The organism is Pseudomonas tremae (assembly GCF_023278125.1).
In the GTDB taxonomy this organism is placed as follows: domain Bacteria; phylum Pseudomonadota; class Gammaproteobacteria; order Pseudomonadales; family Pseudomonadaceae; genus Aquipseudomonas; species Aquipseudomonas tremae.
On the sequence record NZ_CP066270.1, the window covers coordinates 4,510,185 to 4,535,684 of the forward strand.

Here is a 25,500-nt window from a genome sequence, read left to right on the forward strand (position 1 = left end):
TGCAGCCTGGGTCGCAGGCTGCAGTCTTCAGGCTAAGAACTTATGGCTCGCCAGCCGTTTCCTGTACAGGCTCCGGGTGCGCCCCGGTCATGTACCGGTAGCGGTCATAGAGGCTCGCCACTACTTGCCCACCGGCAACCCTGCCGGGAATTGCAGCCTGCAGAGAGCTGACCGCCCCCCCAAGACGTGAGGTGCCGACGTAATTGCCGGCCCAGGACGCTGCCGCCTTGCCAGCCTGGTGCGCCGCCTTGCCCTTGTCAGTCAGGTAGCTCAACCCCTTGCCGGCTGCGGCGCCTGCCACTTCGCCGACCATACCGGGCAGCGTGAGGTTGGCTGCGGTCAGCACTGCGGCGCCCGAGGCGTAGCCTTTCAAACCCTTGTCGAGGAAATTCCAGGCTTTGTTGACGCCCAAAAACCCCGTCATCACCAGGTTAAGCCCGACGATTTCCTTGAAGACCTGAACCGCCTTTTGCATATCGACTTCGGGATTCATGGCCAGTTTGAGCATCTCCGACACGCACCAGGCGCCGTCCGCCGCATAATCGGCTTTACCGACCATGCTTTTCATCAACATCACCAGCGCCGCACCGATACTCGCAGTGAGAGCAACCAGACCCAGCTTGGTGTAGAAATCAGGGTCCTCCTTGCGCTCGCTCGCAGGCAGTTCCAGCCCTGCACGCATGGCATCGGCGACTTCGAATGTAGCCCGGAACTCGCTGCTCTTGGAGCCGAGATACGTCAGGCTTGAATTCATGATGTCGGTGATGCTTTTGTCCTGCTTGTAAACCTCGGTCGCCACTTTCATCTGCTGAGCGAAATGCTCGCTGACGTCGAAGTGCTTGACCACGGCAAGGTGATCTTCTTCCGAGATGTTCGCGTCCCCGGTGTCTTGCTTTGACTTGCTCTTCACCATCTTGAAAGCGGCTGCAATCGACTCGCGGTTGAACACGCCCAGCGTGGCCGCGCCGGACGCGACAGCCGTTGCGATACCGAAGCCGACCTGATCCAGCAGGTGTTCGTTTTTGGCGAAAGTGGGCTGCGCCACGATGGCGTTGGACAGCAACGTGACGAAGTAGCGGTTGAGGCCGTGATCGACGTTGGTCCGCGCGTTGGTCAGCTCGTTCATCATCAGGCCGGCCATGAACACGGCGTTCTTGGTGTAGTGTGCAACCAGCGATGAGCTGTAGGAGTTGTCATTGCTGACGAACGCCACGGCCAGAGGCAAGGGGGCCAGCGCGAGCAGCATCGCCGGGCTTGCGCCAACGCGGCTGATCAACGAGGCGCCATTCTTGAGCGTGCCCAGTTCGGCATTCATGCTTTTATTGAGGCTGAGCAACTCCTCACGCACGTGGGATGGCAGCCCCGAGCGCTGCAATACCTCAGGCAACTTTTCGTTGTGAGCGCGCCAGGCGTCGAGTTGTCCCTGCGCGTTGGCCTGAACGATTGCGCCAAGCATGTCGTGCTCTGCCTCGGTCAGCGCAGACGATGGTTTTTCCAACAGCGGCTTCAACACGTCGGATGTCGTGGTACTCGCCTTCGGTAACTCATCGAGTTCGGCCAGTTGTTCCTCGGTCAACACCAGCGTGCCTGCGGCCAGCGCCAGCCGCAGTTTTTCATCGAACCCCATGCCGCGCTGGGCCTCGATGTTTTCTTCAGAGGCGACAGGCAATGGTGTTTCGCTGACGATGTTGCGCTGCTCCTGAGTGAGGTGGAGCACATGCCTGTTCAGAAAGGCATGCATCTGATCGGGCGACAGGTGCGGCGCCGGGGTGCGCATCAGGGCCAGCAAGCCCTTGTCATCCATCGGCGCCAACGCCCCGTAGGCATCGAACTTGCGCACCAGATTGCCGCCGGCCATAAGCAGTGCCTGGCTTCGCGTCAGCCTTGGCTCGGCGGGCTCGACAGGCTCCTCACTGTGCACTGATGCCTCTTCGGGTTCACTGGAGATTTCCTGCAACTGCGGCAAAAGATCGTGTACGCGTAATTGCTGCAGCAGCTCCCCGGCCACCTCCGCCAACTCCTGCAGCGCGTTGCGGGCAGACACGTCCGGGCAGTTTTCTGTCAGTGCCTGCAAGGCGCCAGGCAATCCCTCAAGGCTTTTGAGCGTATCGGCATGCGAGCGCAACAGACCGACAGTTTCTGCGGATTGATGCTGAAGGTTGTTAATCAACTCAAGCGTACGATGTTTGGTCGTCTGAACGAAACTGCTGAAGAGCGCGTACGACAAGGCATTGGTGGGCTTTGCGGCCAGAGACTCGGGTTCCAGATGGGCCAGCGCCAGCAGATCCGGGACCGCTAGCGCCAAGGCAGGCGTCCGGGTGGTCAAACAGGCGAGAGACTGATGCAGCCGCGCCGTGCTGAGCCCTTCAAGGGCCTGGGCCAGCGACGCGTGGGATGCGCTGGACCCGGGCTTATCGAACAGACGTTTAGTGCAATGATCAAGCACATTTTTCAGCGCTGGCTGCTGATCTTCGCTTGCCAGCTGATGCCAGCCCTGCTCAGTCATGGCGACCTCCGCGAGGTCCTGCCCGAGCTGGGCAACATCGGGCCAAGACGGGTGTGTCTTGCCCAATTCACGCTGGAGATTAGACAACAGGCGCACAGGGTCCTGCACCGGCACAGCGGAAGTGCGACCAAATGCCACGGCCAGCTCGCCGGAGGCGACAAAGGCCGTGGTACGAGCCTGTTGCGGGGTTTGCTCACAGCTGCTGGCGGCATCGGAGGACGCCGGGGCGGCGTCCGGTAATGAGGAATGAGAGGAGCGCGTGATCTGAGAGGGCATCATGGGCGTTTTCCCTGTGGTTAGTGGGTACAAGCAATTGACCGACTAAGTGGCATCCGACCCGCAACGGTTCCCGGCAGCCAAGGAAGAGTCGACGCATGGCCACTGAAATTTAGAGTGAATGAGCCCATATCAAGCCAGGGATGACGCCATCGAACCGGGCAATCTCATGCGGGTGGGCCCCGCCCAGAGCAGGGCTTGCGCCTGCACAGTGGCAATGATTTCACGCCTTGCAGAGCGCAGCGTGAACGCTGTCACTGGTCAAGATGACTGCCTTTCATATGCCAGATAAAACCCGATGGGGTAGAATAGTCGCCTTTTCCGCCATGCCCCTTTGAGGACTGCCATGTTCAGCCGTGATTTGACTATCGCCAAGTACGACGCCGATCTGTTTGCCGCCATGGAGCAAGAAGCTCTGCGTCAGGAAGAACACATCGAGCTGATTGCCTCGGAAAACTACACCAGTCCGGCCGTCATGGAAGCTCAAGGCTCGGTCCTGACCAACAAGTACGCTGAAGGCTACCCAGGCAAGCGTTACTACGGCGGCTGCGAGTACGTCGACGTTATCGAGCAACTGGCCATCGACCGCGCCAAGGAGCTGTTCGGCGCCGATTACGCCAACGTTCAGCCACACGCAGGCTCGCAGGCCAACTCGGCTGTCTACCTGGCCCTGCTGCAAGGCGGCGACACCATTCTTGGCATGAGCCTGGCCCACGGTGGTCACTTGACCCACGGCGCCAGCGTTTCGTCCTCGGGCAAGCTGTACAACGCCGTCCAGTACGGCATCGATGCCAACGGCATGATCGACTACGACGAAGTCGAGCGCCTGGCTGTTGAACACAAGCCGAAAATGATCGTCGCCGGTTTCTCTGCCTACTCGCAGATCCTCGACTTCCCGCGCTTCCGCGCCATCGCCGACAAGGTCGGTGCCTACCTGTTCGTCGACATGGCTCACGTTGCCGGTCTGGTCGCAGCAGGCGTCTACCCGAACCCGGTGCCATTCGCCGACGTCGTGACCACCACCACGCACAAGACCCTGCGCGGTCCACGTGGCGGCTTGATTCTGGCTCGCGCCAACGCCGACATCGAGAAGAAGCTGAATTCCGCTGTATTCCCTGGCTCGCAGGGCGGCCCGCTGGAGCACGTCATCGCGGCCAAGGCGATCTGCTTCAAGGAAGCGCTGCAACCCGAGTTCAAGGCTTACCAGCAACAGGTGGTCAAGAATGCCAAGGCGATGGCCGGTGTCTTCATCGAGCGCGGCTTCGACGTCGTGTCCGGCGGGACTGAAAACCACCTCTTCCTGCTGTCGCTGATCAAGCAGGACATCTCCGGTAAAGACGCAGACGCCGCCCTGGGTCGCGCCTTCATCACCGTGAACAAGAACTCCGTGCCAAACGACCCACGCTCCCCGTTCGTCACCTCCGGCCTGCGCTTCGGCACCCCGGCAGTGACCACTCGTGGCTTCAAGGAAACAGAGTGCAAGGAACTGGCTGGCTGGATCTGCGACATCCTGGCAGACCTGAACAACGAAGCAGTGATCGACGCTGTCCGTGAAAAGGTCAAGGCCATCTGCGCGAAGTTGCCGGTCTACGGCGCTTGATAGACTTCGTCTAGACGCAACACCGAAAAGCCCCGGTTCGTGAGAGCCGGGGCTTTTTGTTGGGTGGCTCACTAGCGGAGGCAGCTACTCAGATCATAGCCAAATACCTTATGCACAAACCCTCTCGAACCCCGCTCGAATCTTCTCCTCCGGCAACTCATCGGCAATAAACACGATTACGCTCTCGCGCTGCTCGCCTTCAGCCCACTCGGTATCCCAGTCAAAGCCGTACAGTTTCAGCACTCCCTGAAACACCATTTTGCGCGGTTCGTCTTCGATGTTGAGCACGCCTTTGTAGCGCAACAACTGCTTGCCGTGGTCTTCCAGCAGTTCGTTCATGAACTCACTGAGACGGTCCAGGTTCAGGGGTTTGTCGCTGCGCAGGACCAGGCTGGTGATGCGGTCGCCGGAGTTGCCGACCGGGGCCAGTGGTCGCAAGACCATGCCGCCGCCGAGGTCGGCGTTGAGGTTGAAGCCACGCACGTCGAGCAGTTCGGCGAGGTCGATCTTGCCGTGGTCGACGATGCGTATCGGGGCGCGGCGGTTGATGCGCGCAAGACGCGCGCTGAGGGCATCGAAGGCTGCGTCGTCTACGAGGTCACGCTTACTGACCAACAGACGGTCGGCAAAGCCGATCTGTGCCTGGGCGATGGTTTGCGCCAGATGGGTATCTGCGTGGGCAGCGTCCACCAGGGTAATGATGCCGTCGAGGATGTAACGCTCGCGCAGCTCTTCGTCGATGAAAAACGTCTGGGCGACCGGTGCCGGATCGGCCAGCCCGGTGCATTCGATCACCAACCGGTCGAAAGCGATTTCGCCACTGTCCAGGCGCTCCAGCAGCAGATACAGCGCTTTGGTCAGGTCGGTGTGAATGGTGCAGCACACGCAGCCGTTGGACAGGGTCATGATCTGCACCGGGTCGGTGCCGAGCAACTGACTGTCGATACCGGCATCGCTGAATTCGTTTTCGATTACCGCAATCTTCAGGCCGTGCTCGGCCTTGAGCAGATGGCGCAGCAAGGTGGTTTTGCCTGCGCCCAGAAAACCGGTCAGCACGGTCACGGGGATGGGTTGCAACTCAGTCATAAGGCTCCTGGCGTGATGCATTCAGCTGGAATGAAAACGCGCCACAGGTGATGGCCTGTGGCGCGTCGGGTCAGACAATAACGCAGATCAGCATATCAGCAGCACTTCGGCCCGCCCTTGCCGCCGTAACGTGCCTCTTGCCGCTCCCGAAAGAACTGCTCGTAGGTCATCATCGGCTTGTCCGGGTGGGTGTTCTGCATGTGCTCGACATACGTATCGTAGTCAGGCATGCCCACCATCAGGCGCGCGGCCTGACCGAGGTATTTGCCGAGGCGACTCAGGTCATTGAACATGGGCAAATCCTCTGTGGGTGAACATCATCACACCTGCGGCGCTGGCGGCATGGCCTGATAAGGAGCTTCCTTGTCGGAGCGCTCCTTGGTCGTCCAGGCCGCACGACCTACTTTGATGGCATAGAACAGAATGCTGAACACCACAAAAAGGAACAGCATGGTCAGCCCGGCGTTGGTGTAGGCGTTGAAGATCACATGCTGCATCTGGTCCATGGTCTTCGCCGGAGCCAGAATCTGACCGGCATCCGCAGCGGCGCTGTACTTCTTGGCCAGGGCCAGGAAGCCGACCGCTGGGTTGGCGTCGAACAGTTTGATCAGGCCAGCCGTCACGGTGCAGATCAGCAGCCAGACAGCAGGCAACATGGTGACCCAGACGTAGCGCTGACGCTTCATTTTGATCAGCACGACGCTGGCGAGCATCAGCGCGATACCGGCGAGCATCTGGTTGGAGATACCAAACAGCGGCCACAGGGTGTTGATGCCACCCAGCGGGTCGATCACGCCCTGATACAGCAGATACCCCCACAGCGCGACGCAACCACCTGTACCTATAGCGTTGGCGGTCCAGGATTCGGTGCGTTTCAGGGCTGGCACGAAGCTGCCCAGAAGGTCCTGCAGCATGAAGCGTCCGGCCCGTGTACCGGCGTCGACAGCGGTGAGGATGAACAGCGCTTCAAACAGGATCGCGAAGTGGTACCAGAACGCCATGGTGTTCTCGCCCGGCAATACCTGATGGAGAATCTGCGCGATACCGACCGCCAGGGTAGGCGCACCACCGGCGCGGGCCAGAATGGTGTTTTCGCCGATGTCTTTGGCGACCGCTGTCAGTTGTTCGGGCGTGATGGCGAAGCCCCAGCTGGAAACCGTCTGCGCGACCGTCACCACATCGCTGCCAACCACGGCAGCCGGGCTGTTCATCGCAAAATAGACACCTGGTTCGATGACCGAAGCGGCGACCATCGCCATGATCGCCACGAATGACTCCATCAGCATGCCGCCGTAGCCGATGTAACGGGCATTCTTTTCGTTATCCAGCAGCTTGGGCGTGGTACCCGAAGAGATCAGCGCGTGGAAACCCGACACCGCGCCGCAGGCGATGGTGATGAACAGGAACGGGAACAGCGCGCCTTTCCAGACCGGGCCGGTGCCATCGGTGAACTGGGTCAGGGCCGGCATTTTCAGCTCGGGGGCCAGAATCAGGATACCGATTGCCAAGGCCAGAATCGTGCCGATCTTGAGGAAGGTCGACAGGTAGTCACGTGGCGCCAGCAGCAGCCAGACCGGCAGCATGGCTGCGACGAAACCGTAGCCCACCAGCATCCAGGTGATCTGTATGCCGGTGAAGGTGAACATCGGCCCCCAGGTCGGATCAGCCGCTACCGCACCGCCGACCCAGATCGAACCCAGCAGCAGAATGACACCGACAATAGAGATTTCTCCAATGCGTCCCGGACGGATGTAGCGCATGTAAATGCCCATGAACATTGCAATCGGAATCGTCGCCATGACCGTGAACATGCCCCAAGGGCTTTCGGCCAGCGCCTTGACCACAATCAGCGCCAGCACCGCAAGGATGATGATCATGATCAGGAAGCAGCCGAACAAGGCGATGGTACCGGGAATGCGGCCCATTTCCTCGCGAACCATGTCGCCCAGCGAGCGACCGTCGCGGCGCGTGGACAGGAACAGAATCATGAAATCCTGCACCGCTCCTGCCAGCACCACACCGGCGATCAGCCAGAGCGTACCGGGCAGATAGCCCATTTGCGCGGCCAGCACCGGCCCGACCAGCGGCCCCGCGCCAGCGATGGCGGCAAAGTGGTGACCAAACAGGATATGTTTGTTGGTCGGCACGTAGTCCAGACCATCGTTATTGACCACCGCCGGCGTGGCACGCAGCGGATCGAGCTGCATGACGTGCGTGGCGATGAAAAGACTGTAGTAACGATAAGCAACCAGATAGATAGCCACCGCAGCAACCACTATCCACAAGGCATTGATCGCCTCTCCGCGACGCAAGGCCACGACCCCAAGAGCACATGCTCCGACAATTGCAACGATGAGCCAGGGAACGTGGCGCATCAGGCTATTATTATTTTTCATTTTTTATTCCAGCAGAGTTGACTAGAAGGCAAGCAGTGCGAGTTTAGCGTCGGATCCACGAAAGACCACCCCCAACCAAGGTCTAGGTCGAAAAATGATCAATTGCGGCAGATACCCGGCATAGAGGGCTGGAATGGCCTCAAGAGATGGTGGCCGGATCACAAAACGGCAAGGAGGAACTGTTCTGCCATTGCTTTCCGGTCTATCGTGCAGAGACGAAAGAATTGCTCGGAAAACAACCTGCCCGCTGACTGGTTTCAACGGGCGACAAGAGAGTTAACCCGATGACCGACTCACCCGAAGATCGCCGTCGTTTCAAACGCATTGCCTTTGATGCCAAGACCGATCTGAAGCAAGGCGACAAAAGCTGGAAAGTGAAACTGGTCGACCTGTCCCTCAAAGGGTTGCTGATCGAACGGCCTGATCCTTGGAACGGTGATCCGACGCAACCCTTTGAAGTCGACATCATTCTAAGCAACGATGCCCACGTGAAAATGGATGCCGAAGTCACCCATGACAACAACCGGCAACTGGGGTTTGTTTGCCGGCATATAGGGCTGGAGTCGATCAGCTACCTGAGGCGGCTGGTCGAATTGAACCTCGGCGACCCCGAGGAACTCGATCGGGAACTGGCGGCCTTGATCGAGTTGTACGAATAACCCCAAGGGAGGGTTACTCGAACAGCGCATCCAGAGCCTGTTCCAGGCGCGTGACAGCAATGATTTGCAAGCCGGGAGGTGCTTCTTTCGGCGCGTTGCCTTTCGGCACGATGGCCCGTTTGAAACCGTGCTTGGCGGCCTCCTTGAGGCGCTCCTGACCACTGGGCACGGGCCTGACCTCACCCGACAACCCCACTTCGCCAAACACCAGCAGGTCATGCGGCAGAGGCCTATTGCGCAGACTGGACATGACCGCTGCCATCAAGGCCAGGTCTGATGCGGTCTCGAGCACCTTCACGCCACCCACCACGTTGAGGAACACGTCCTGATCGTGGGTCGGAATGCCGCCATGCCGGTGCAATACGGCCAATAGCATCGCCAGACGGTTTTGATCGAGCCCCAGTGTCACCCGGCGCGGATTGGACATGTGGCTGTCATCCACCAGTGCCTGGACTTCCACCAGCATGGGTCGCGTACCTTCCCACGTAGCCATGACCACACTGCCCGGTACTTCTTCCTGCGCACGGGTCAGGAAAATCGCCGACGGATTGGAGACTTCCTTCAAGCCCTTGTCGGTCATGCCGAACACGCCCAGCTCGTTCACGGCACCGAAGCGATTCTTCACGGCCCGCAACAGGCGCAGGCGGCCGTCCGACTCGCCTTCGAAATACAACACAGTGTCGACCATGTGCTCCAGCACGCGTGGACCGGCCAGCGCGCCTTCCTTGGTAACGTGACCCACCAGAAAGATCGCGGTGCCGCTTTGTTTGGCGTAGCGCACCAGCAAGGCGGCGCTTTCACGAACCTGCGATACGCCACCCGGTGCGGATTGCAACTGTTCGGTAAAGATCGTCTGGATCGAGTCGATCACCATCACTTTCGGCTTTTCGACCTTGGCTGTGGCAATGATCGTCTCGATGCAGGTTTCGGTCATGACGCGCAGTTTTTCCTGCGGCAACCCAAGGCGTCGTGCGCGCATGGCCACTTGCTGTTGGGATTCCTCACCAGTGACATACAGGGCAGGCATGCGTTGCGCAATGTTGCACAGTGTCTGAAGCAGAATGGTTGATTTACCGATGCCGGGATCACCGCCGATCAACACCACCGAACCGTCTACCAGACCGCCACCGAGCACGCGATCCAGCTCGGCGGAGTTGGTGGAGAAACGCGGGATCTCTTCGACGCTGACTTCTGCCAGGGTTCTGATCTGCGCCTGCGAACCGGTCCAGCCCGTGCGTCCACTGGGGGGCGCAGCGGCACCACTCTCAATCATGGTTTCGACCAGTGTGTTCCAGGCGCCGCAATCAGCGCACTGGCCCGCCCACTTGGGAAACGTCGCGCCACACTCGGTGCAGCCGTACAAGCGTTTGGCCTTGGCCATGACAACCCCAGTCGTGAAAAACGCCCATCATAGCGCAGGTTTCGGTACCCGCTACTCGCTCGGCGAAGCACAGGTTTCAAAACCGGATAAAACTTACGCAGGCGGCTCCGGTCGATTAAACGTGGTTCAAGCGGCAACACTACGGCTGGGCTACACTCTTCTGGATCAATTTTATCTGTAACAAGGAATTACCCATGAGCGTACTTAGCGAGTTCAAGGCCTTTGCGGTCAAAGGTAACGTGGTCGATATGGCCGTCGGTATCATCATTGGCGCGGCATTCGGCAAGATCGTTTCGTCGTTCGTCGGCGATGTCATCATGCCGCCGTTAGGCCTGTTGATCGGCGGAGTGGACTTCAGTGACCTGGCCGTCACCCTGCGTCCAGCACAGGGCACAGCGCCCGCAGTACTGCTGGCGTATGGCAAGTTCATCCAGACCATCATCGACTTCATCATTGTCGCGTTCGCGATCTTCATGGGCGTCAAGGCGATCAATCGCCTGAAACGCGAAGAAGCCAAGGCGCCTACCCTGCCGCCAACGCCTTCCAGGCAGGAAGTTCTGCTGAGCGAGATCCGCGACCTGCTGAAGGAACAGAACAAGCCGGCAGAACCCGTCACCGTGGACCCTGCCCGCCCACTCTGATTGTGGGTTTGAAACACGAGCTTGTGTTTGTGGGGCGTGGGAGTATCAGAAGGTTACGATAGCTGCGATGGGCTGCGAAGCGGCCCTGAAGCAGCTTGCTGCCGGTTCCCGGCATATCGCGGACGAGTCCGCTCCTACGATCCTTGGGGATTGTGGACGAGCGAAGCGTCGTCTACCAATACGTCTCGACTGCCACCTGCCCTGGCTTACGTGACAGGCTCAGACGCATGTCGCGCTGTTTGAGAATCGCTCGTGTGTCATCGATCATCTGCGGATTACCACATAACATTACGCGCGAATGCTCTGGCGTGAGGGCAATTCCGGCGGCGCGCTCCAGTTCTCCGTTGTCGATCAGTTGCGTGATGCGTCCATTCAATGCGCCCGGATGCTGATCGCGGGTTACCGTGGGCAGAAACAGAAACTTGTCCGCGTACTCAGCCAGATACTCACGCTGCATCAGCTCGGCAATCAGCTGCTGATAGGCCAGCTCGCGGGACTCGCGCACGCTGTAGACAAGGATCACCCGCTCGAACTTCTCCCAGACTTCGAAATCCTGAAGGATCGACAGAAAAGGCGCGACGCCTGTGCCTGTAGACAACAGCCACAGGTCACGGCCATCAACAAATCGATCCAGCGTCAGGTAACCAAATGCCTGCTTTTCCACCATCAGGGTGTCGCCTTCGCGCAGGCGGTTCAGCTCGCTGGTGAACTCGCCGTCGGGCACCACGATGGAGAAGAACTCCAGAAACTCGTCGTAGGGTGAAGACACCATCGAATAGGCACGCCACACGGTCGTGCCATCGGCCTTGGTCACGCCAAGCCGCGCAAACTGGCCGGCACGAAAGCGAAAACCCGGATCGCGTGTAGCGCGCAGGGTGAACAGGTTCTCGGTCAGCGGCGTGACACGCTGCAGTGTCTGTCGGGTGAACTTGTCATCACTGACGGTCATGGTGCGCTTTGAACTCCTGAATATGGAAAGCAGAACCCAGTGTCCCGCAAAGCCGTCGCGATAAACACCGGCTGTTTGTGATGATTTACCTCGAAACCGGCCTGTCGGCTTAGAGCATTTGGTTCTCGAAGACTGCCTGAGCTGGCTGAACGGCTGCGCGACAAATTACCTGAACCGCTCTTGCACAAGGGTTACAGGGTAAACACATATTTCGCGGTGCCAAGTGCCATCAGTCCATCCGTCAGCGCGCCTGCGCAGGCGGCGGGTTGCCGGTGATTTGTTCCTAGACTGGATAAGCGAACAGCAAGGTCTGGATACACACCGCAAGGAGGCTTCATGAACACCATGGAAATCAATTTTCTACAGCCCTCGCCAGCAAAGAACCTGACACAGAGAGAAATCGAAGTCCTCAAGTGGTCCGCAGAAGGGAAAACAGCTGGTGCCATTGCAATCATTCTTTGCCTGAAGGAGCGCACCATTCACTTTCACATCGCCAGTGCCATCCAAAAGATGGGCGTGTGCAACAAGACCGCCGCTGCTGTACGTGCTGCGATGAGCGGCATGTTCTGACAAAAACCGCCGTTGTTCAGCAATAGGCAGATATCTGTCGGAAAACTACGTAAAATCCCGGGTATCGGCGAGTCTGCCTGTCACAGGACTCGCTGATATACCTTCGATTGCACAGAGTTCTCCCGCCAATGCCCCTGCTCATCAGTCCCTTCGCTGAACTTGATCTCATCCGCCAGCCAGAGCAACAGGATGAGCCGCTGCAGGCATTCGATGCCGCTGACGAATACCTGCTCAGCCACGTTGCAGAGACCGGGCTGAGCCTTCAAAGCCGGGTGCTGGTGCTCAACGACAGCTTCGGCGCCCTTGCGGCGAGCCTCGCCCGCCACGCGACAGTGTCAAGCAGTACCGATTCGTACCTGGCGTCGCAAGGGCTGGAAAAGAACCTGGCACGCAACGGCATGGCCTATGACGCAGTGCCTCTGATACCAGCCAGCGAGCCACTGAACGGCCCGTTCGACTGGGTGCTCATCCGCGTCCCCAAGACCCTTGCCCTGCTGGAAGAGCAACTGATACGGCTGCAAGGCCAACTGGCACCCGGCGCGCGGGTGATCGCTGCGGCGATGGTCAAGCATTTGCCGCGCTCGGCCGGAGACTTGCTGGAAGAATATGTGGGGCCGGTGCAAGCCTCGCTGGCGGTGAAAAAAGCTCGATTGCTGTTTGTGACACCGCAGGCGCAGGAGGTGCATGCCTCGCCCTACCCGACGCGTTACCGGCTGGATGAACCGGCCATCGAACTGATCAACCACGCCAATGTGTTCTGTCGCGAGGGGCTGGATATCGGCACTCGGGCCTTTTTGCCTCATTTGCCGAAGAACCTGGGCAGCTCGCGGGTTGCAGACCTGGGTTGCGGCAACGGGGTGCTGGCCATCGCCAGTGCGCTGGACAATCCCGATGCGCACTACACGCTGGTGGACGAGTCATACATGGCTGTGCAATCGGCTGCAGAAAACTGGCGGGCACAGTTGGGCGAGCGAGAAGCCGTCATCCGTGCAGGCGACGGGCTGGACGGCCAGGAACCTGACTCTCTGGATGTGGTGCTGTGTAATCCGCCGTTTCATCAGCAGCAGCAGGTGGTGGGGGATTTCCTCGCCTGGCGCATGTTCCTCCAGGCGCGCGAGGCGTTGGTAACAGGCGGCGCACTGTATATCGTCGGTAATCGACATCTGGGTTATCACACCAAGCTGTCGCGCCTGTTCCGGGGTGTCGAGCAGGTTGCATCCACACCCAAGTTCGTCATCCTCAAAGCACGCAAGTAAGCCGCAGCACGCAAAAAAAGACCCTCTTGCCACACGAGCGGTGACAGAGGGTCGTAAACGTGCACGGAAGGCACGAACGGGAATGCAGTGATGATCAGTGAGTCGTCAGGCCTGCAGCGCTCATGAACATGCGCATCAGGCTGGCGACGATGAACAGCGCAAACACACTGCCCGACCAGATCCCGACCAGCCAGGCCAGTCGTTGCCAGAGCGGTTTGCTCAGTGCCGGATCCGGATCGTGCATGGAATTTTTACCAGACATCGTCATTCTCCTCGGTTCGGGCTAGTGATAACCGTCTTCGGTCGTCACCTTGCCGCGGAACACGTAGTAGCTCCAGAAGGTGTAGCCCAGGATAAACGGAATGATGAACAGCGTGCCGACCAGCATGAAACCCTGGCTCTGTGGCGGCGCGGCGGCCTGCCAGATAGACACTGAAGGCGGAATGATATTCGGCCACAGGCTGATGCCCAGACCGCTATAGCCGAGAAAGATCAGCAACAGGGTCAGCAGAAACGGCGTGTAGTGGGCATTTCGCGCCACAGCCTTGAACAGCCCGTACATGGTCACCAACACCAGAATCGGCACCGGCATGAACCAGAACAGGTTAGGCATGCTGAACCAGCGATGCGCAATATCCGCATGCGCCAGCGGCGTCCACAGGCTGACCACAGCCATGACGGCAAGAACCGCCAGTGCCAGAGGGCGCGCCAGGTCATGCATGGCCTTCTGTAGAGGGCCTTCGGTCTTCATAATCAGCCAGGTGCAGCCCAGCAACGCATAGGCAACGATCAAGGCCAGGCCGCAGAACATCGGGAACGGCGAAAGCCAGTCCAGCGAGCCGCCTGCAAACTGACGATCGACCACCGGAATGCCTTCAATATAGGCACCCAGCGCCACACCCTGAAAGAAGGTCGCCGCGAGCGAGCCGCCAATGAAGGCCTTGTCCCACCAGTGACGCTTCAGCTCGGTCGCCTTGAAGCGGAACTCGAATGCCACGCCGCGGAAGATCAGGCCCATGAGCATGAACATCAGCGGCAGATACAGCGCAGACAGAACCACAGAATAGGCCAGCGGAAACGCGCCAAACAACGCAGCGCCGCCCAGTACCAGCCAGGTTTCGTTACCGTCCCAGACCGGCGCAACAGTGTTCATCATCACGTCGCGGTCGTGACTTTCCTTCATGAACGGGAAGAGAATCCCGATGCCCAGATCGAATCCGTCCATCACTACGTACATCATGATGCCGAAGACGATGATGATGGCCCAGATCAGCGGAAGATCGATGCCCATGGCTTAGTTCCCCTTGCCAAGATGGTCAATATTGTCGCCATCTTCTGCGCCTTCAACAGCGGCGGAGAGCGGACGGGCCGGTGTGCGTTTCTGGCCAGGACCACCGTCAGGTACGTGCTCGACGTAGGCTTTCGGCCCTTTGCGGACCAGCCGCATCATGTAGCCCAGACCTGTGCCGAACAGCACGAAGTACACGACCACGAACAACACCAGGGTGATGCTCATCTGCGCAACGCTGTGACCCGAAGAGGCATCTGCGGTACGCATCAGGCCGTAGACCACCCACGGCTGACGACCGATCTCGGTGGTGAACCAGCCCGCCAGGATCGCGATCAGGCCCGAAGGTCCCATCCACAGCGCCATGTACAGAAACGGACGCGAGTTATACAGGGTGCCGCGTTTGCGCAGCCAGAGGCTCCACAGGCCGGTGAAGATCATCAGCATGCCGAGTGCGACCATGACCCGGAACGACCAGAACACGATCGTCGAATTAGGGCGATCCTCGGGCTTGAATTCCTTGAGCGCAGGCACTTGCTTGTCAAGGCTGTGGGTCAGGATCAGGCTGCCCAGGTACGGGATTTCCACCGCGTACTTGGTACGCTCTTCCTTCATGTCGGGGATGCCGAACAGAATCAGCGGCGTGGGCTTGTCACCCTCGTTTTCCCAGTGGCCTTCGATTGCTGCGATTTTCGCGGGCTGATGCTCGAGCGTGTTCAGACCGTGGAAGTCACCGACCACTGCCTGAACAGGCGCCACCAGGAGGGCCATCCACATGGCCATCGAGAGCATCTTGCGTACCGCCGGTGTATCGCGGCCACGCAGCAGGTGCCAGGCGGCGGAAGAACCGACAAAGAACGCAGTTGCCACGAACGCAGCGATCGCCATGTGTGTCAGGCGATACGGGAACGACGGGTTGAAGATCACGGCGAACCAGTCAGTGGGGATAATCCGACCATCGATGATCTCGAACCCTTGCGGGGTCTGCATCCAGCTGTTGGACGACAGAATCCAGAAGGTGGAAATCAGCGTGCCGATGGCAACCATCACCGTGGAGAAAAAGTGCAGGTTGCGACCGACGCGATTCCAGCCGAACAGCATCACGCCGAGGAAACCGGCCTCCAGGAAGAAGGCGGTCAGCACCTCGTAGGTCAGCAGAGGGCCGGTAACAGCGCCGGCAAAATCAGAGAAGCGGCTCCAGTTGGTGCCGAATTGATAGGCCATGACCAGCCCGGACACTACGCCCATGCCGAAATTGACGGCAAATATCTTGGACCAGAAGTGGTACAGGTCACGGTAGACATCATCGCGGGTCTTCAGCCACAGGCCTTCGAGCACAGCCAGATAACTTGCCAGACCAATGGTGATGGCAGGAAACAGGATGTGAAACGAAATCGTGAATGCGAACTGAATTCGGGCGAGATCGATAGCCTCTAAACCGAACATAAAACGTTCCTCTCTCAGATGAAACCTGCTGCCGACAACAAGCCAACAGCGATTGCCCCCACGGTAATGAGTGCATTTGTTTCTTTTTATGCAGCGTTCTTGAACGAGCAAATGCTGGTCGATTGGTCATCCTGTGCCTTTAAGCAATGACGTAGATCAATCGACAATGAAAGAGTAGTCCTGTTCAGCCCTTTAAGCCGTGTGGTCTATTGTCGCGTGGCGGGATGTCTCACGTGGAGAGCGACGCTCCGCTTCTGTGGGAGCGGAGGGAGAGGAATTGTGTAGGAGAGGAATTGTGTAGGAGCGGACTTGTCCGCGAACTGCCGGGAACCGGCAGCAGGAACGTGAACAGCATCAGGCACAAGCAATGTCGCCCGTTCAGAGCCGTTTAGCAGCACGTCGCAGCCGTCGTAACCTCCTGAAGCCCCCACGCCCTCCGGGAAGAAGCCCTATCTGCGGGCCTCTCAAGACTCGCTTACAACGACGAGCATGGGCGTGGGAACGACAGCCGAAGAATTACAACAGCTTGTCCAGCGTGATCGGAAACTCGCGTATCCGCTTGCCGGTCGCGTGGTAGATGGCGTTGGCAATAGCTGCCGGTACTCCCACGATGCCGATTTCGCCGACGCCTTTGGAGCCCAGCGCATTGACGATCTCGTCATTTTCTTCGACAAACAGCACGTCGATGTCACCAATATCAGCGTTCACCGGGATGTGATACTCGGCAAGGCTGTGGTTCATCGGGCGGCCAAGGTCATGGTCAAGCATCGCTTCTTCATGCAGCGCCATGCCCATCCCCCAGACCACGCCACCCAGAATCTGGCTGCGTGCCATCTTCGGATTCACCACCCGGCCTGCTGCAACCGCGCTGACCACACGGTTCACCTTGACGGTGCCCAGATCTTCATCCACCAGCACTTCAACGAATACCGCCGAGTGCGTTGCCGCCGCGTAGGCTTCGCGCTTCTTGTCCGGCTCGGCGTCCACCTGCACTTCGATCGCGCCATTGGCCTGCGACGCTGCAAGCTCGGCCATCGACAGCACCTGATCACCCAGGTACAGCTTGCCTGCTTCAAAGCGAACCTGATCTGGCGTGGCAGAGGCGAACTGCGGATGCAGACCTTTGGCCACTTCCAGTACTTTACGCTGCAAGGCCTGACAGGCCTGCTGCACCGCTGTACCCACTGAAGACACGGTAAACGAGCCACCCTGCAACGGCGCGGTCGGCAACGACGAATCGCCCAGCAGGAAAGTGACCTTGTCTACATCGACACCCGCAGATTCGGCTGCGATCTGGGTCATGACAGTGTAAGTGCCTGTGCCGATATCGGTGGTGGCACTGCTAACCACCAGCGAACCGTCTGCTCCCAGACGCGCCTTGGCACTGGCTTTCATCTGCATGGCTTCCCAGACACCGCCTGCCATGCCCCAGCCCACCAGTTGGCGGCCCTGGCGCATGCTGCGTGGCTCAGGGTTGCGGCGTTCCCAGCCAAAACGCTCGGCGCCCTGGCTGTAGCATTCGCGCAACTCCTTGCTGGAATAAGGCTTGTCTTCGTTACCATTGCGTTCGGCATAGTTGGTCAGGCGCAGGCGTACCGGGTCGATCGCCAGCGCGCAGGCCAATTCATCCATCGCGCATTCCAGGCCGATCATGCCCAGTGCAGCGCCCGGCGCACGCATGTCCAGCGGCGTGAACACGTCCAGCGGCACCAGCTTGTAAGTCAGTTGCACGTTGTCACACTGATAGAGCATGCCGCTCCATTCCACGACGTGCTCGCTGAAATCCTCGAAACGCGAGGTCTGGCCGATGGCTTCGTGGCCCACAGCCAGCAGGCGGCCATTGGCAGCAGCACCCAGGCGCAGACGCTGAACAGTGCGTGGGCGGTAACCAAAGGTGAACATCTGCTGGCGAGTCAACGTCAGGCGTACCGAACGCTTCAAGTGCAGCGCAGCCATCACCGCCAATGGCAGTTGATACTGCGGTCGCAAGCCGGAACCGAATGCACCGCCGACAAAGGCAGCCAACACACGAATCTTGTCCTTTTCCAGACCGAAGACCTTGTGCAGGTAGTCCTGACAGTTCTGCGTACCTTGGGTCTTGTCGTGGATCTGCAAACTGCCGTCTGCCTGATACAGAACCGTCGAAGCGTGCGGTTCCATCGGGTTGTGGTATTCGCTTGGCGTGCTGTATGTCACATCGACACTCAGCGCAGAACTTGCCAGCTCACCCTCGAAGTTGCCACGCGGCGGCGGCAGTTCGGCAGGTGCGTCGTACGCGGTATCCAGCATGGCCTGCAGATCGGTCTGGTGGCTGGCCTGTTCGTAATCGATGCGTACCAGCGAACCAGCGTGTCGCGCCAGCTCCTGGGTGTCGGCCACAACCAGCGCCAACGGCTGACCGCTGTACAACACTTTATCGTTGTACAGCGGACGGAATGGCGAGCCGTCTGCCGAGTCAGCGTCTTCATAGTTCTCGTCATAGCTGGCCAGCGAAGGACGATTGGTGTGATCAAGTACCGCAACGACACCCGGCACTTTCATGGCTTCGCTGATATCGATGCTGACCACGCGACCGCTGGCGATGGTGCTGGAGACCACACTGCCGAACAGCAGGCCTTCTTCAGGGTACTCGCCGGCATAACGTGCGCCGCCGGTTACTTTCAGACGACCGTCGACGCGATCCACGGGTTTGCCCATTGGCGAAAATGGCTGGTTCATTGGGCGCTCCCTCCTGTTGCGGCGTCGCTCAAGGCACGAATGATCGCGCGGCGGGCCAATCGAACTTTGAAACCGTTGTGCGCAAGCGGCTGCGCGTCTTCCAGCATGGCGTCAGCCACTGCTGCGAAGTTCTCGCGAGTCACGGGCTTTCCGACCAGCAGGCTCTCGACCGCTTTGTCACGCCACGGCTTGTGCGCGACGCCGCCCAAGGCAATGCGCACGTCGCGCACCACGCCATTGTCGAGTTCCAGCGCAGCTGCAACCGACACCAGTGCAAAGGCGTAGGACTGACGGTCACGAACCTTGACGTAGGCGCTGTTGCTGACAAAGCGCGCCGCTGGCAATTCGACAGCAGTGATCAACTCGTCGTCTGCCAGTTGGTTGTCACGCTGCGGCGCATCACCAGGCAGGCGATGGAAGTCTGCAAACTCGATGGTGCGTTTGCCGGCGCGGCCTTCAACATGCACAACGGCCTCGAGCGCAGCCAGGGCTACGCACATGTCAGACGGGTGAGTCGCCACACAGGCATCACTGGCACCGAGAATCGCGTGAATGCGGTTCAGGCCATCGCGGGCCGGGCAACCGGTGCCGGGCTCTCGCTTGTTGCAGGGCACGCCGGTGTCGTAGAAGTAATAACAACGGGTGCGCTGCAACAGATTGCCGCCGGTGCTGGCCATGTTACGAAGCTGCGGCGATGCACCTGCCAGTACGGCCTGACTCAACAGCGGATAATGCTGCTCGATCAAGGGGTGATAGGCCAGATCGGCGTTGCTGACCAGCGCCCCGATCATCAGCCCGCCAGACGCGGTCTCGCTGACTTCACGCAATGGCAGGCCGGTGATATCGATCAAATGCTCAGGCCTGGCAACGTTTTCCTTCATCAGGTCCAGCAGGTTGGTGCCGCCCGCGATAAACCGTGTGGCCGGCCCGCTCAGATTGACCGCTGCACTGACGTCGGTCGGCTTGCTGTAGGTAAACGGGTTCATGCGTTCACCTCCGGCTTGGCTGCGGCATTGTGAAACTGTGGCAGCGCTTCTTCGACGGCAGCAAGGATGTTGCTGTAAGCACCGCAGCGGCACAGGTTACCGCTCATCAGCTCCTGAATTTCGGCGCGGGTGCTGGCACGACCTTCATTGGCGAGGCCCACCGCCGAGCAGATCTGCCCGGGGGTGCAATAGCCACACTGAAAGGCGTCATGCTTGATAAACGCTTGCTGCATTGGATGCAGTTGCTCACCGTCGGCCAGGCCTTCGATGGTAGTCAGCTCAGCGCCGTCGCACATGATCGCCAGCGTCAGGCAGGCATTGATGCGCGTACCATCACGCAGCACGGTACATGCGCCACACTGGCCGTGGTCGCAGCCTTTCTTGGTACCGACCAGGTCGAGCTGATCTCGCAACAGGTCAAGCAGCGTGGTCCAGGGCAGCACATCAAGCTGACGGAGCTGCCCATTCAGGGTCAGGGAAATCGCGTGGGTAGCGAAATCCTGGGGGTTCGGGGTCGTTGCACTCATGGAAACCTCACGGTAGGCGGTCGCTTGGCGCACTTTTTATGCGTCTTAAGGGGTGGGACTTCGCGAGGTTTGCAACGTTCAGGCTTTCTGGATGAGCGTACTTATCGTCGAAAGACCGTCATCCGCGGGCAGCCATCCCGACAAGCTGCTGGTATGATGCGCGGCTTTTTCCGACCCGCAAAAATCGAGCGGGCTGCCCTGCAGTCTGTGCTTTGCTGTTGGAGTCGATCATTCACGACGCACGCCGCGTCACGGAGAGCCAGACATGCTGGAAAGGCTGTTTCAACTCAGGGCACACAACACCAACGTGCGAACCGAGATTCTTGCGGGCGTCACGACTTTCCTGGCGATGGCTTACATCCTGTTCGTCAACCCGAGCATCCTCGGCGAGACCGGCATGGACAAGGGCGCCGTGTTCGTCGCCACCTGTCTGGCGGCAGCCATCGGTTCGACCGTAATGGGCCTGATCGCCAACTACCCGATTGCCCTGGCACCGGGCATGGGCCTGAACGCCTTCTTTACCTACACCGTCGTTCTGCACATGGGCCATAGCTGGCAGGTGGCGCTGGGTGCAGTGTTCATTTCCGCTGTGATGTTCTTCATCCTGTCGATCTTCCGCATCCGCGAATGGATCATCAACAGCATCCCCCTGCCCCTGCGCTCGGCGATTGCCGCCGGTATCGGCCTGTTTCTGGCACTGATTGCCCTGCACAACGCAGGCATCGTGGTCAGCAACCCGGCCACCATGATCGGCATGGGTGATCTCAAGCAGCCTGCTCCGGTGCTTGCCACCCTGGGCTTCTTTCTGATCGTTGCGCTGGACCACCTCAAAGTGCGTGGCGCCGTGCTGATCGGCATTCTGGCGGTCACTCTGGTTTCCATCGCACTGGGCTTCACGCCCTTCGGCGGCGTTGTGTCGATGCCGCCTTCACTCGCACCGACTTTCATGCAACTGGACATTATGGGCGCGCTGGATGTAGGTCTGGTCAGCATCATCTTTGCGTTCCTGTTCGTCGATATCTTCGACAACTCCGGCACCCTGATAGGCGTGGCCAAGCGCGCCGGGTTGATGGGCAAGGACGGGCACATGCCGAAAATGGGCCGTGCACTTATCGCCGACAGTACCGCTGCAATGGCAGGCTCGCTGCTGGGCACCTCGACCACCACCAGCTACATCGAGTCGGCTGCGGGCGTGAGTGCTGGTGGCCGTACCGGCCTGACGGCGGTCGTGGTAGCCGTGCTGTTCCTGTTGGCACTGTTCTTTGCGCCACTGGCGAGCAGCGTGCCAGCCTTCGCGACGGCCCCGGCTCTGCTGTTCGTGGCAGTACTGATGGCTTCGGGCATGGCTGAAATCGACTGGGATGACGTCACCGTGGCAGCACCTGTGGTGATCACGGCCCTGGCGATGCCATTCACCTATTCCATCGCCAACGGCATTGCTTTTGGCTTTATTTCCTGGACCGCGATCAAGCTGCTGTCGGGACGCTGGCGCGAGCTGAATTCGGCGCTGGTGATCCTGTCGATTCTGTTCGTGATCAAGCTGGGCTGGTTCAACGCATGAGTGTTTCCTTCGACCCTGCGAGCTACGACCGTCAGCTCAAAGAAAAAACCGTCCGCCTGCTCGAGCTGTTGGCACCGTTCGATGCGCCCGAGCCGCAGGTGTTCGATTCGCCACGCGAGCATTACCGGCTGCGCGCCGAGTTCCGCCTGTGGCGTGAAGATCAGAAACGCTATTACGCGATGTTCGCGCCGGGCGACAACAAGACGCCGATCCTGCTCGAAGGCTTGCCGATTGCCAGCGAGCGCATCAACGCACTGATGCCAGTGCTGCGTGAACGCTGGGAAGCCAGCCTGACGCTGAACCACAAGCTGTTTCAGGTGGACTTCCTGACCACTCTGGCTGGCGACGCGATGATCACCCTATGCTATCACCGCCCTCTGGACGATCAATGGATGGCTGAAGCCGAGGCGCTGGCAAAAGAGCTGGACGTGAGTGTTATTGGCCGCTCCAAGGGTCAGAAACTGATCATCGGTCACGACTACGTCACTGAAAAGCTCGACGTCGCGGGCCGCACCTTCAGCTATCGCCAGCCGGAAGGTGCGTTCACCCAGCCTAACGGCACCGTGAACGGCAAGATGCTCAACTGGGCCTTCGATGCACTGGGCGAGCGGGAAGATGATCTGCTGGAGCTGTATTGCGGCAACGGCAACTTCACCTTGCCACTCGCAACCCGCGTGCGCAAAGTGCTGGCGACCGAAATCAGCAAGACCTCGGTCAACGCCGCTCTGAGCAACCTGGATGACAACGGCGTCGACAACGTCACGCTGGTGCGCTTGTCAGCAGAGGAACTGACCGAGGCATTGAACGAAGTGCGCCCGTTCCGTCGTCTGCAGGGCGTGGACCTGAAAAGCTACGATTTCGGCAGCGTCTTCGTCGACCCGCCCCGCGCGGGCATGGACGCGGACACCTGCGAGCTGACCCGCCGCTTCGAACGCATCCTGTACATCTCCTGCAACCCGGAAACCCTGGCCGCCAACATCGCCCAGTTGCACGACACCCACCGGGTCGAACGCTGCGCCCTGTTCGATCAATTTCCGTATACCCACCATATGGAATCGGGGGTATTGCTGGTTCGGCGCTGAGGCACCTTTGACTGTCCGTAAGAACACTATCGTGCCCATGCTCCAGCTTGGGCATGCCGTTCCGGATGCTTCGCGTCCGATCTTGACTACGCAGCGCAGGTTTGTGGCATGACAGCGTCGCGCAGAGCCGAATCAGTGAATCGCGAAACTGTCAGATTATTTATTAGCTTCCTATCGATACGCTGAGGTATAAACCGAAAAGTGAATTAGCCGCTTCGATGGGATCCAGTCTTGAGCTCCGAGTCCTCCACGCCTTCTGCCCCGGCCAAGCTGTCCAGCCAGCCGGGTTTCGTCAGTTTTATCCTGTCACGCCTGATGGCGGTGTTTGCCATGCAGATTCAGGCGGTGGTCGTCGCATGGCAGGTTTATGACATGACCCGCGAGCCGATGGCGCTTGCGTATGTCGGCCTGGCTCAGTTCATCCCCATGTTGCTACTGTTGATGCCCGCCGGAGATCTGATCGACCGTTACAACCGCAAAGTCATCCTGATGATCAGCTGGAGCGTGCAAGCGGTCTGCGGTGTCATTCTCTTCGTGTTCTCGGCGCTCAAACTGCAAGACCTGCGGCTTATCTATGGCGCGCTGATGCTCTACGGCTGCGCCCGCGCCTTCACAGGCCCGGCGCTGCAAAGCCTGCTGCCGCAAATCGTCCCGCGAGACCAGTTGCCCTCGGCCATCGCCACCAACAGCGTGATCATGCGCTGCTCGACCGTTGGCGGTCCGTTGATAGGCGGCTACCTCTACTGGCTGGGCGGTGCCGAACTGACCTATTCAGTGTGTGTCGCGGCGTTCATCGCAGGCGTTCTGTTGCTGGCTCCGGTTGCCACGCCCTTTGCCGGCAAGCCGATGGAGCTGGGTTCAAGTGCATGGGGACGATTCACCGCGGGCATCGCCTTCATCCGCTCGCGGCCGATTATTCTTGGCACCATTTCGCTGGACCTGTTCGCCGTGCTGCTGGGCGGCGTGGTGGCCTTGCTGCCGATCTACGCCCATGAAGTGCTGAACCTCGGGCCGCAGGGGCTGGGCATGCTGCGTGCTTCAATGAGCCTGGGCGAGCTGGGGGTCGGCATTTACCTAAGCATGCGCCCGCTACAGCGCAATGTCGGCATGACGATGTTTCTCGCTGTCGGGCTGTTCGGTGTGGCGAACCTGGTGTTTGCCCTGTCCACGCTGTTCTGGCTGTCATGCCTGGCGCTGCTGGTCGCGGGCGCAGCGGACATGGTCAGCGTATTCATTCGCTCGGCGCTGGTGCAGTTCTCGACCCCCGACAACATGCGCGGGCGGGTTAACGCAGTAAACATGCTGTTCATCGGCTCCTCCAATGAATTGGGCGAATTCCGGGCTGGCACCAGTGCCTCGCTGATAGGCGCGATTCCCGCTGCGATCATGGGCGGCGTGTGCACGCTGGGCGTGGTCGGCGCCTGGATGACGTGCTTCAAATCACTGCGTCAGGTCGATCGCTTTGCCGATGCCTCACCTCCAGACTTGCAAACGGCGCAGCCCGTAAAACAGGCCTGACCGCAGCAGGCATCCGGAAAACACAAACGCCGCCTTAACCGGGCAGAACCAATCTGCCCGCCATACCTCTATACTCTCGCATTCTGCACAGCGCTGATCGGACCGCCGCAATGGCCAGCCCTATCAGCAGCAACACTCATTGCAAGAAAAAAGAGGGATCCGACATGCTCTGGAAAAAAGGCCGACGTAGCGACAACGTAGTCGATGCTCGCGATGGCGGCAGCAGTGGGGGTGGCGGAGGCATGCGCATCGGCGGCAAAGGGCTGGGTATCGGCGGTATCGTGATCATTGTCGCGATCGGCCTGCTGACCGGTCAGGACCCGATGCAGATTCTTGGCCAGTTGACCGGCCAGAGCACCGAGCAAAGCGCACCACCCACTGCCCAGACGCGTGAGGCGCCGCCGGCCAATGACCAGCAGGCCGAGTTCGTGCGCAGTATTCTGGGAGACACCGAAGACACCTGGCGTGCAGTGTTCGCGCAAAGCGGTCGCGAGTACAAGGACCCGACACTGGTGCTGTTCAGCGGCCAGGTGAATTCCGCCTGCGGTCGCGCCACCTCGGCAACCGGGCCGTTCTACTGCCCTGCGGACCAGCAGGTCTATCTGGACATGGACTTCTTCCGAGAAATGTCCCAGCGCTTCTCCGCCGCCGGGGACTTTGCCCAGGCTTACGTGATCGCACATGAAGTCGGCCACCACGTGCAGACGTTGCTGGGCATTTCAGCAAAGGTCGACAAGGCTCGTCAGGCCGGTCAAAAAATGGAAGGCAACAACGGTTTGCTGGTGCGTCAGGAGCTTCAAGCCGATTGTTTTGCAGGCGTTTGGGCCTACAACGCACAAAATCGTTTGAACTGGCTCGAGCCGGGTGATATTGAAGAGGCATTGAATGCGGCGAACGCCATCGGCGATGACCGCTTGCAGCAGAGCAGTGGCCGGGTCGCTCCAGACTCCTTCACTCACGGGACTTCTGCACAGCGTGTACGCTGGTTCAAGACCGGCTTCTCCCAAGGCCAAATCAATCAATGCGACACGTTCGCCGCCAAGAGTCTCTGAGC

Annotated in this window: 22 protein-coding genes; 10 read left to right on the forward strand and 12 right to left on the reverse strand. The window is 59.6% G+C overall.

Features of this window, described 5'->3' with window-relative positions:
* Nucleotides 1-40: 40 nt before the first annotated feature.
* Nucleotides 41-2,782: a HopW family type III effector protein gene (locus I9H09_RS20405; protein WP_183142441.1), complete on the reverse strand. Its 2,742-nt coding sequence runs from the start codon at nt 2,780-2,782 to the stop codon at nt 41-43.
* A 346-nt stretch (nt 2,783-3,128) separates the two neighbouring features.
* Between I9H09_RS20405 and glyA the strand changes: the two genes are divergently transcribed.
* Nucleotides 3,129-4,382 carry a serine hydroxymethyltransferase gene (glyA, locus tag I9H09_RS20410; protein ID WP_005894291.1) on the forward strand — a complete coding sequence of 418 codons (1,254 nt, stop codon included), beginning with the start codon at nt 3,129-3,131 and terminating at the stop codon, nt 4,380-4,382.
* Between the two features lie 108 nt (nt 4,383-4,490).
* Here the strand turns inward: glyA and yjiA are convergent, their stop codons facing one another.
* The 3 genes from yjiA to I9H09_RS20425 all read right to left on the reverse strand — a co-directional run bounded on the left by yjiA (nt 4,491) and on the right by I9H09_RS20425 (nt 7,864).
* On the reverse strand, nt 4,491-5,468 hold the full coding sequence (gene yjiA, locus I9H09_RS20415) for a GTPase (RefSeq protein WP_005894293.1): 978 nt from the start codon (nt 5,466-5,468) through the stop codon (nt 4,491-4,493).
* A 95-nt stretch (nt 5,469-5,563) separates the two neighbouring features.
* Nucleotides 5,564-5,761, reverse strand: coding sequence for a YbdD/YjiX family protein (locus I9H09_RS20420; protein WP_002555232.1), 198 nt, complete (start codon nt 5,759-5,761; stop codon nt 5,564-5,566).
* Between the two features lie 27 nt (nt 5,762-5,788).
* The gene (locus tag I9H09_RS20425; protein WP_005894294.1) at nt 5,789-7,864 is read right to left on the reverse strand and encodes a carbon starvation CstA family protein; all 2,076 of its coding nucleotides are present in this window, start codon (nt 7,862-7,864) and stop codon (nt 5,789-5,791) included.
* Between the two features lie 284 nt (nt 7,865-8,148).
* Here I9H09_RS20425 and I9H09_RS20430 point away from each other — a divergent pair, with 284 nt between their 5' ends.
* Nucleotides 8,149-8,523, forward strand: a complete 375-nt coding sequence (locus tag I9H09_RS20430; RefSeq protein WP_005894295.1) for a PilZ domain-containing protein — start codon at nt 8,149-8,151, stop codon at nt 8,521-8,523.
* Between the two features lie 13 nt (nt 8,524-8,536).
* Here the strand turns inward: I9H09_RS20430 and radA are convergent, their stop codons facing one another.
* Nucleotides 8,537-9,904, reverse strand: coding sequence for a DNA repair protein RadA (gene radA / locus I9H09_RS20435; RefSeq protein ID WP_122325003.1), 1,368 nt, complete (start codon nt 9,902-9,904; stop codon nt 8,537-8,539).
* Between radA and I9H09_RS20440 the strand changes: the two genes are divergently transcribed.
* A complete protein-coding gene (locus I9H09_RS20440; RefSeq protein ID WP_144106539.1) occupies nt 9,903-10,085 on the forward strand; it encodes a hypothetical protein in 183 nt (60 codons plus the stop codon). The two genes, radA and I9H09_RS20440, sit on opposite strands and share 2 nt — an antisense overlap.
* A 13-nt stretch (nt 10,086-10,098) precedes the next feature.
* The gene (gene mscL, locus I9H09_RS20445; RefSeq protein WP_005894296.1) at nt 10,099-10,545 is read left to right on the forward strand and encodes a large-conductance mechanosensitive channel protein MscL; all 447 of its coding nucleotides are present in this window, start codon (nt 10,099-10,101) and stop codon (nt 10,543-10,545) included.
* Between the two features lie 172 nt (nt 10,546-10,717).
* Here mscL and I9H09_RS20450 read toward each other — a convergent pair whose 3' ends face one another.
* A complete protein-coding gene (locus I9H09_RS20450; RefSeq protein ID WP_122325005.1) occupies nt 10,718-11,494 on the reverse strand; it encodes a ferredoxin--NADP reductase in 777 nt (258 codons plus the stop codon).
* Between the two features lie 336 nt (nt 11,495-11,830).
* On the opposite strand from I9H09_RS20450, the gene I9H09_RS20455 reads away from it, so the two are divergent.
* Nucleotides 11,831-12,064, forward strand: a complete 234-nt coding sequence (locus I9H09_RS20455; protein WP_005894298.1) for a response regulator transcription factor — start codon at nt 11,831-11,833, stop codon at nt 12,062-12,064.
* 128 nt (nt 12,065-12,192) lie between these two features.
* Nucleotides 12,193-13,320, forward strand: coding sequence for a methyltransferase (locus I9H09_RS20460; protein WP_122347040.1), 1,128 nt, complete (start codon nt 12,193-12,195; stop codon nt 13,318-13,320).
* Nucleotides 13,321-13,414: 94 nt separating this feature from the next.
* On the opposite strand, the gene I9H09_RS20465 is transcribed toward I9H09_RS20460, so the two are convergent.
* From I9H09_RS20465 to I9H09_RS20490, 6 genes are all read right to left on the reverse strand, one after another.
* A complete protein-coding gene (locus I9H09_RS20465) occupies nt 13,415-13,582 on the reverse strand; it encodes a DUF2474 domain-containing protein (protein WP_005894301.1) in 168 nt (55 codons plus the stop codon).
* A gap of 21 nt (nt 13,583-13,603) precedes the next feature.
* The gene (gene cydB / locus I9H09_RS20470; protein WP_024671633.1) at nt 13,604-14,611 is read right to left on the reverse strand and encodes a cytochrome d ubiquinol oxidase subunit II; all 1,008 of its coding nucleotides are present in this window, start codon (nt 14,609-14,611) and stop codon (nt 13,604-13,606) included.
* Between the two features lie 3 nt (nt 14,612-14,614).
* Nucleotides 14,615-16,054, reverse strand: a complete 1,440-nt coding sequence (locus tag I9H09_RS20475) for a cytochrome ubiquinol oxidase subunit I (RefSeq protein WP_024671634.1) — start codon at nt 16,052-16,054, stop codon at nt 14,615-14,617.
* A 516-nt stretch (nt 16,055-16,570) separates the two neighbouring features.
* Nucleotides 16,571-18,772, reverse strand: coding sequence for a xanthine dehydrogenase family protein molybdopterin-binding subunit (locus I9H09_RS20480; protein ID WP_053931549.1), 2,202 nt, complete (start codon nt 18,770-18,772; stop codon nt 16,571-16,573).
* Nucleotides 18,769-19,758, reverse strand: a complete 990-nt coding sequence (locus tag I9H09_RS20485) for an FAD binding domain-containing protein (RefSeq protein WP_005894307.1) — start codon at nt 19,756-19,758, stop codon at nt 18,769-18,771. The genes I9H09_RS20480 and I9H09_RS20485 overlap by 4 nt, the downstream gene beginning before the upstream one ends.
* Nucleotides 19,755-20,285 (reverse strand): (2Fe-2S)-binding protein, encoded by a 531-nt coding sequence (locus tag I9H09_RS20490; protein WP_122325546.1) that lies wholly within the window; start codon nt 20,283-20,285, stop codon nt 19,755-19,757. The genes I9H09_RS20485 and I9H09_RS20490 overlap by 4 nt, the downstream gene beginning before the upstream one ends.
* A gap of 265 nt (nt 20,286-20,550) precedes the next feature.
* On the opposite strand from I9H09_RS20490, the gene I9H09_RS20495 reads away from it, so the two are divergent.
* From I9H09_RS20495 to ypfJ, 4 genes are all read left to right on the forward strand, one after another.
* The gene (locus I9H09_RS20495) at nt 20,551-21,846 is read left to right on the forward strand and encodes an NCS2 family permease (protein ID WP_122347041.1); all 1,296 of its coding nucleotides are present in this window, start codon (nt 20,551-20,553) and stop codon (nt 21,844-21,846) included.
* Entirely contained in the window at nt 21,843-22,928 is a 1,086-nt protein-coding gene (gene trmA / locus I9H09_RS20500; RefSeq protein ID WP_122347042.1) for a tRNA (uridine(54)-C5)-methyltransferase TrmA, read from the forward strand. Before I9H09_RS20495 ends, trmA begins: the two co-directional genes overlap by 4 nt.
* Nucleotides 22,929-23,159: 231 nt before the next feature.
* Nucleotides 23,160-24,446: an MFS transporter gene (locus tag I9H09_RS20505; protein ID WP_024671745.1), complete on the forward strand. Its 1,287-nt coding sequence runs from the start codon at nt 23,160-23,162 to the stop codon at nt 24,444-24,446.
* A 164-nt stretch (nt 24,447-24,610) separates the two neighbouring features.
* A complete protein-coding gene (gene ypfJ / locus I9H09_RS20510; RefSeq protein WP_122347043.1) occupies nt 24,611-25,498 on the forward strand; it encodes a KPN_02809 family neutral zinc metallopeptidase in 888 nt (295 codons plus the stop codon).
* The last annotated feature ends 2 nt before the right edge of the window (nt 25,499-25,500 follow it).

Coding starts and splice junctions, on each gene's coding strand:
- I9H09_RS20405 (WP_183142441.1), bottom strand. CDS start 2,782: ATGCCCTCTCAGATCACGCGCTCCTCTCATTCCTCATTACCGGACGCC.
- glyA (WP_005894291.1), top strand. CDS start 3,129: ATGTTCAGCCGTGATTTGACTATCGCCAAGTACGACGCCGATCTGTTT.
- yjiA (WP_005894293.1), bottom strand. CDS start 5,468: ATGACTGAGTTGCAACCCATCCCCGTGACCGTGCTGACCGGTTTTCTG.
- I9H09_RS20420 (WP_002555232.1), bottom strand. CDS start 5,761: ATGTTCAATGACCTGAGTCGCCTCGGCAAATACCTCGGTCAGGCCGCG.
- I9H09_RS20425 (WP_005894294.1), bottom strand. CDS start 7,864: ATGAAAAATAATAATAGCCTGATGCGCCACGTTCCCTGGCTCATCGTT.
- I9H09_RS20430 (WP_005894295.1), top strand. CDS start 8,149: ATGACCGACTCACCCGAAGATCGCCGTCGTTTCAAACGCATTGCCTTT.
- I9H09_RS20440 (WP_144106539.1), top strand. CDS start 9,903: ATGACAACCCCAGTCGTGAAAAACGCCCATCATAGCGCAGGTTTCGGT.
- radA (WP_122325003.1), bottom strand. CDS start 9,904: ATGGCCAAGGCCAAACGCTTGTACGGCTGCACCGAGTGTGGCGCGACG.
- mscL (WP_005894296.1), top strand. CDS start 10,099: ATGAGCGTACTTAGCGAGTTCAAGGCCTTTGCGGTCAAAGGTAACGTG.
- I9H09_RS20450 (WP_122325005.1), bottom strand. CDS start 11,494: ATGACCGTCAGTGATGACAAGTTCACCCGACAGACACTGCAGCGTGTC.
- I9H09_RS20455 (WP_005894298.1), top strand. CDS start 11,831: ATGAACACCATGGAAATCAATTTTCTACAGCCCTCGCCAGCAAAGAAC.
- I9H09_RS20460 (WP_122347040.1), top strand. CDS start 12,193: ATGCCCCTGCTCATCAGTCCCTTCGCTGAACTTGATCTCATCCGCCAG.
- I9H09_RS20465 (WP_005894301.1), bottom strand. CDS start 13,582: ATGTCTGGTAAAAATTCCATGCACGATCCGGATCCGGCACTGAGCAAA.
- cydB (WP_024671633.1), bottom strand. CDS start 14,611: ATGGGCATCGATCTTCCGCTGATCTGGGCCATCATCATCGTCTTCGGC.
- I9H09_RS20475 (WP_024671634.1), bottom strand. CDS start 16,054: ATGTTCGGTTTAGAGGCTATCGATCTCGCCCGAATTCAGTTCGCATTC.
- I9H09_RS20480 (WP_053931549.1), bottom strand. CDS start 18,772: ATGAACCAGCCATTTTCGCCAATGGGCAAACCCGTGGATCGCGTCGAC.
- I9H09_RS20485 (WP_005894307.1), bottom strand. CDS start 19,758: ATGAACCCGTTTACCTACAGCAAGCCGACCGACGTCAGTGCAGCGGTC.
- I9H09_RS20490 (WP_122325546.1), bottom strand. CDS start 20,285: ATGAGTGCAACGACCCCGAACCCCCAGGATTTCGCTACCCACGCGATT.
- I9H09_RS20495 (WP_122347041.1), top strand. CDS start 20,551: ATGCTGGAAAGGCTGTTTCAACTCAGGGCACACAACACCAACGTGCGA.
- trmA (WP_122347042.1), top strand. CDS start 21,843: ATGAGTGTTTCCTTCGACCCTGCGAGCTACGACCGTCAGCTCAAAGAA.
- ypfJ (WP_122347043.1), top strand. CDS start 24,611: ATGCTCTGGAAAAAAGGCCGACGTAGCGACAACGTAGTCGATGCTCGC.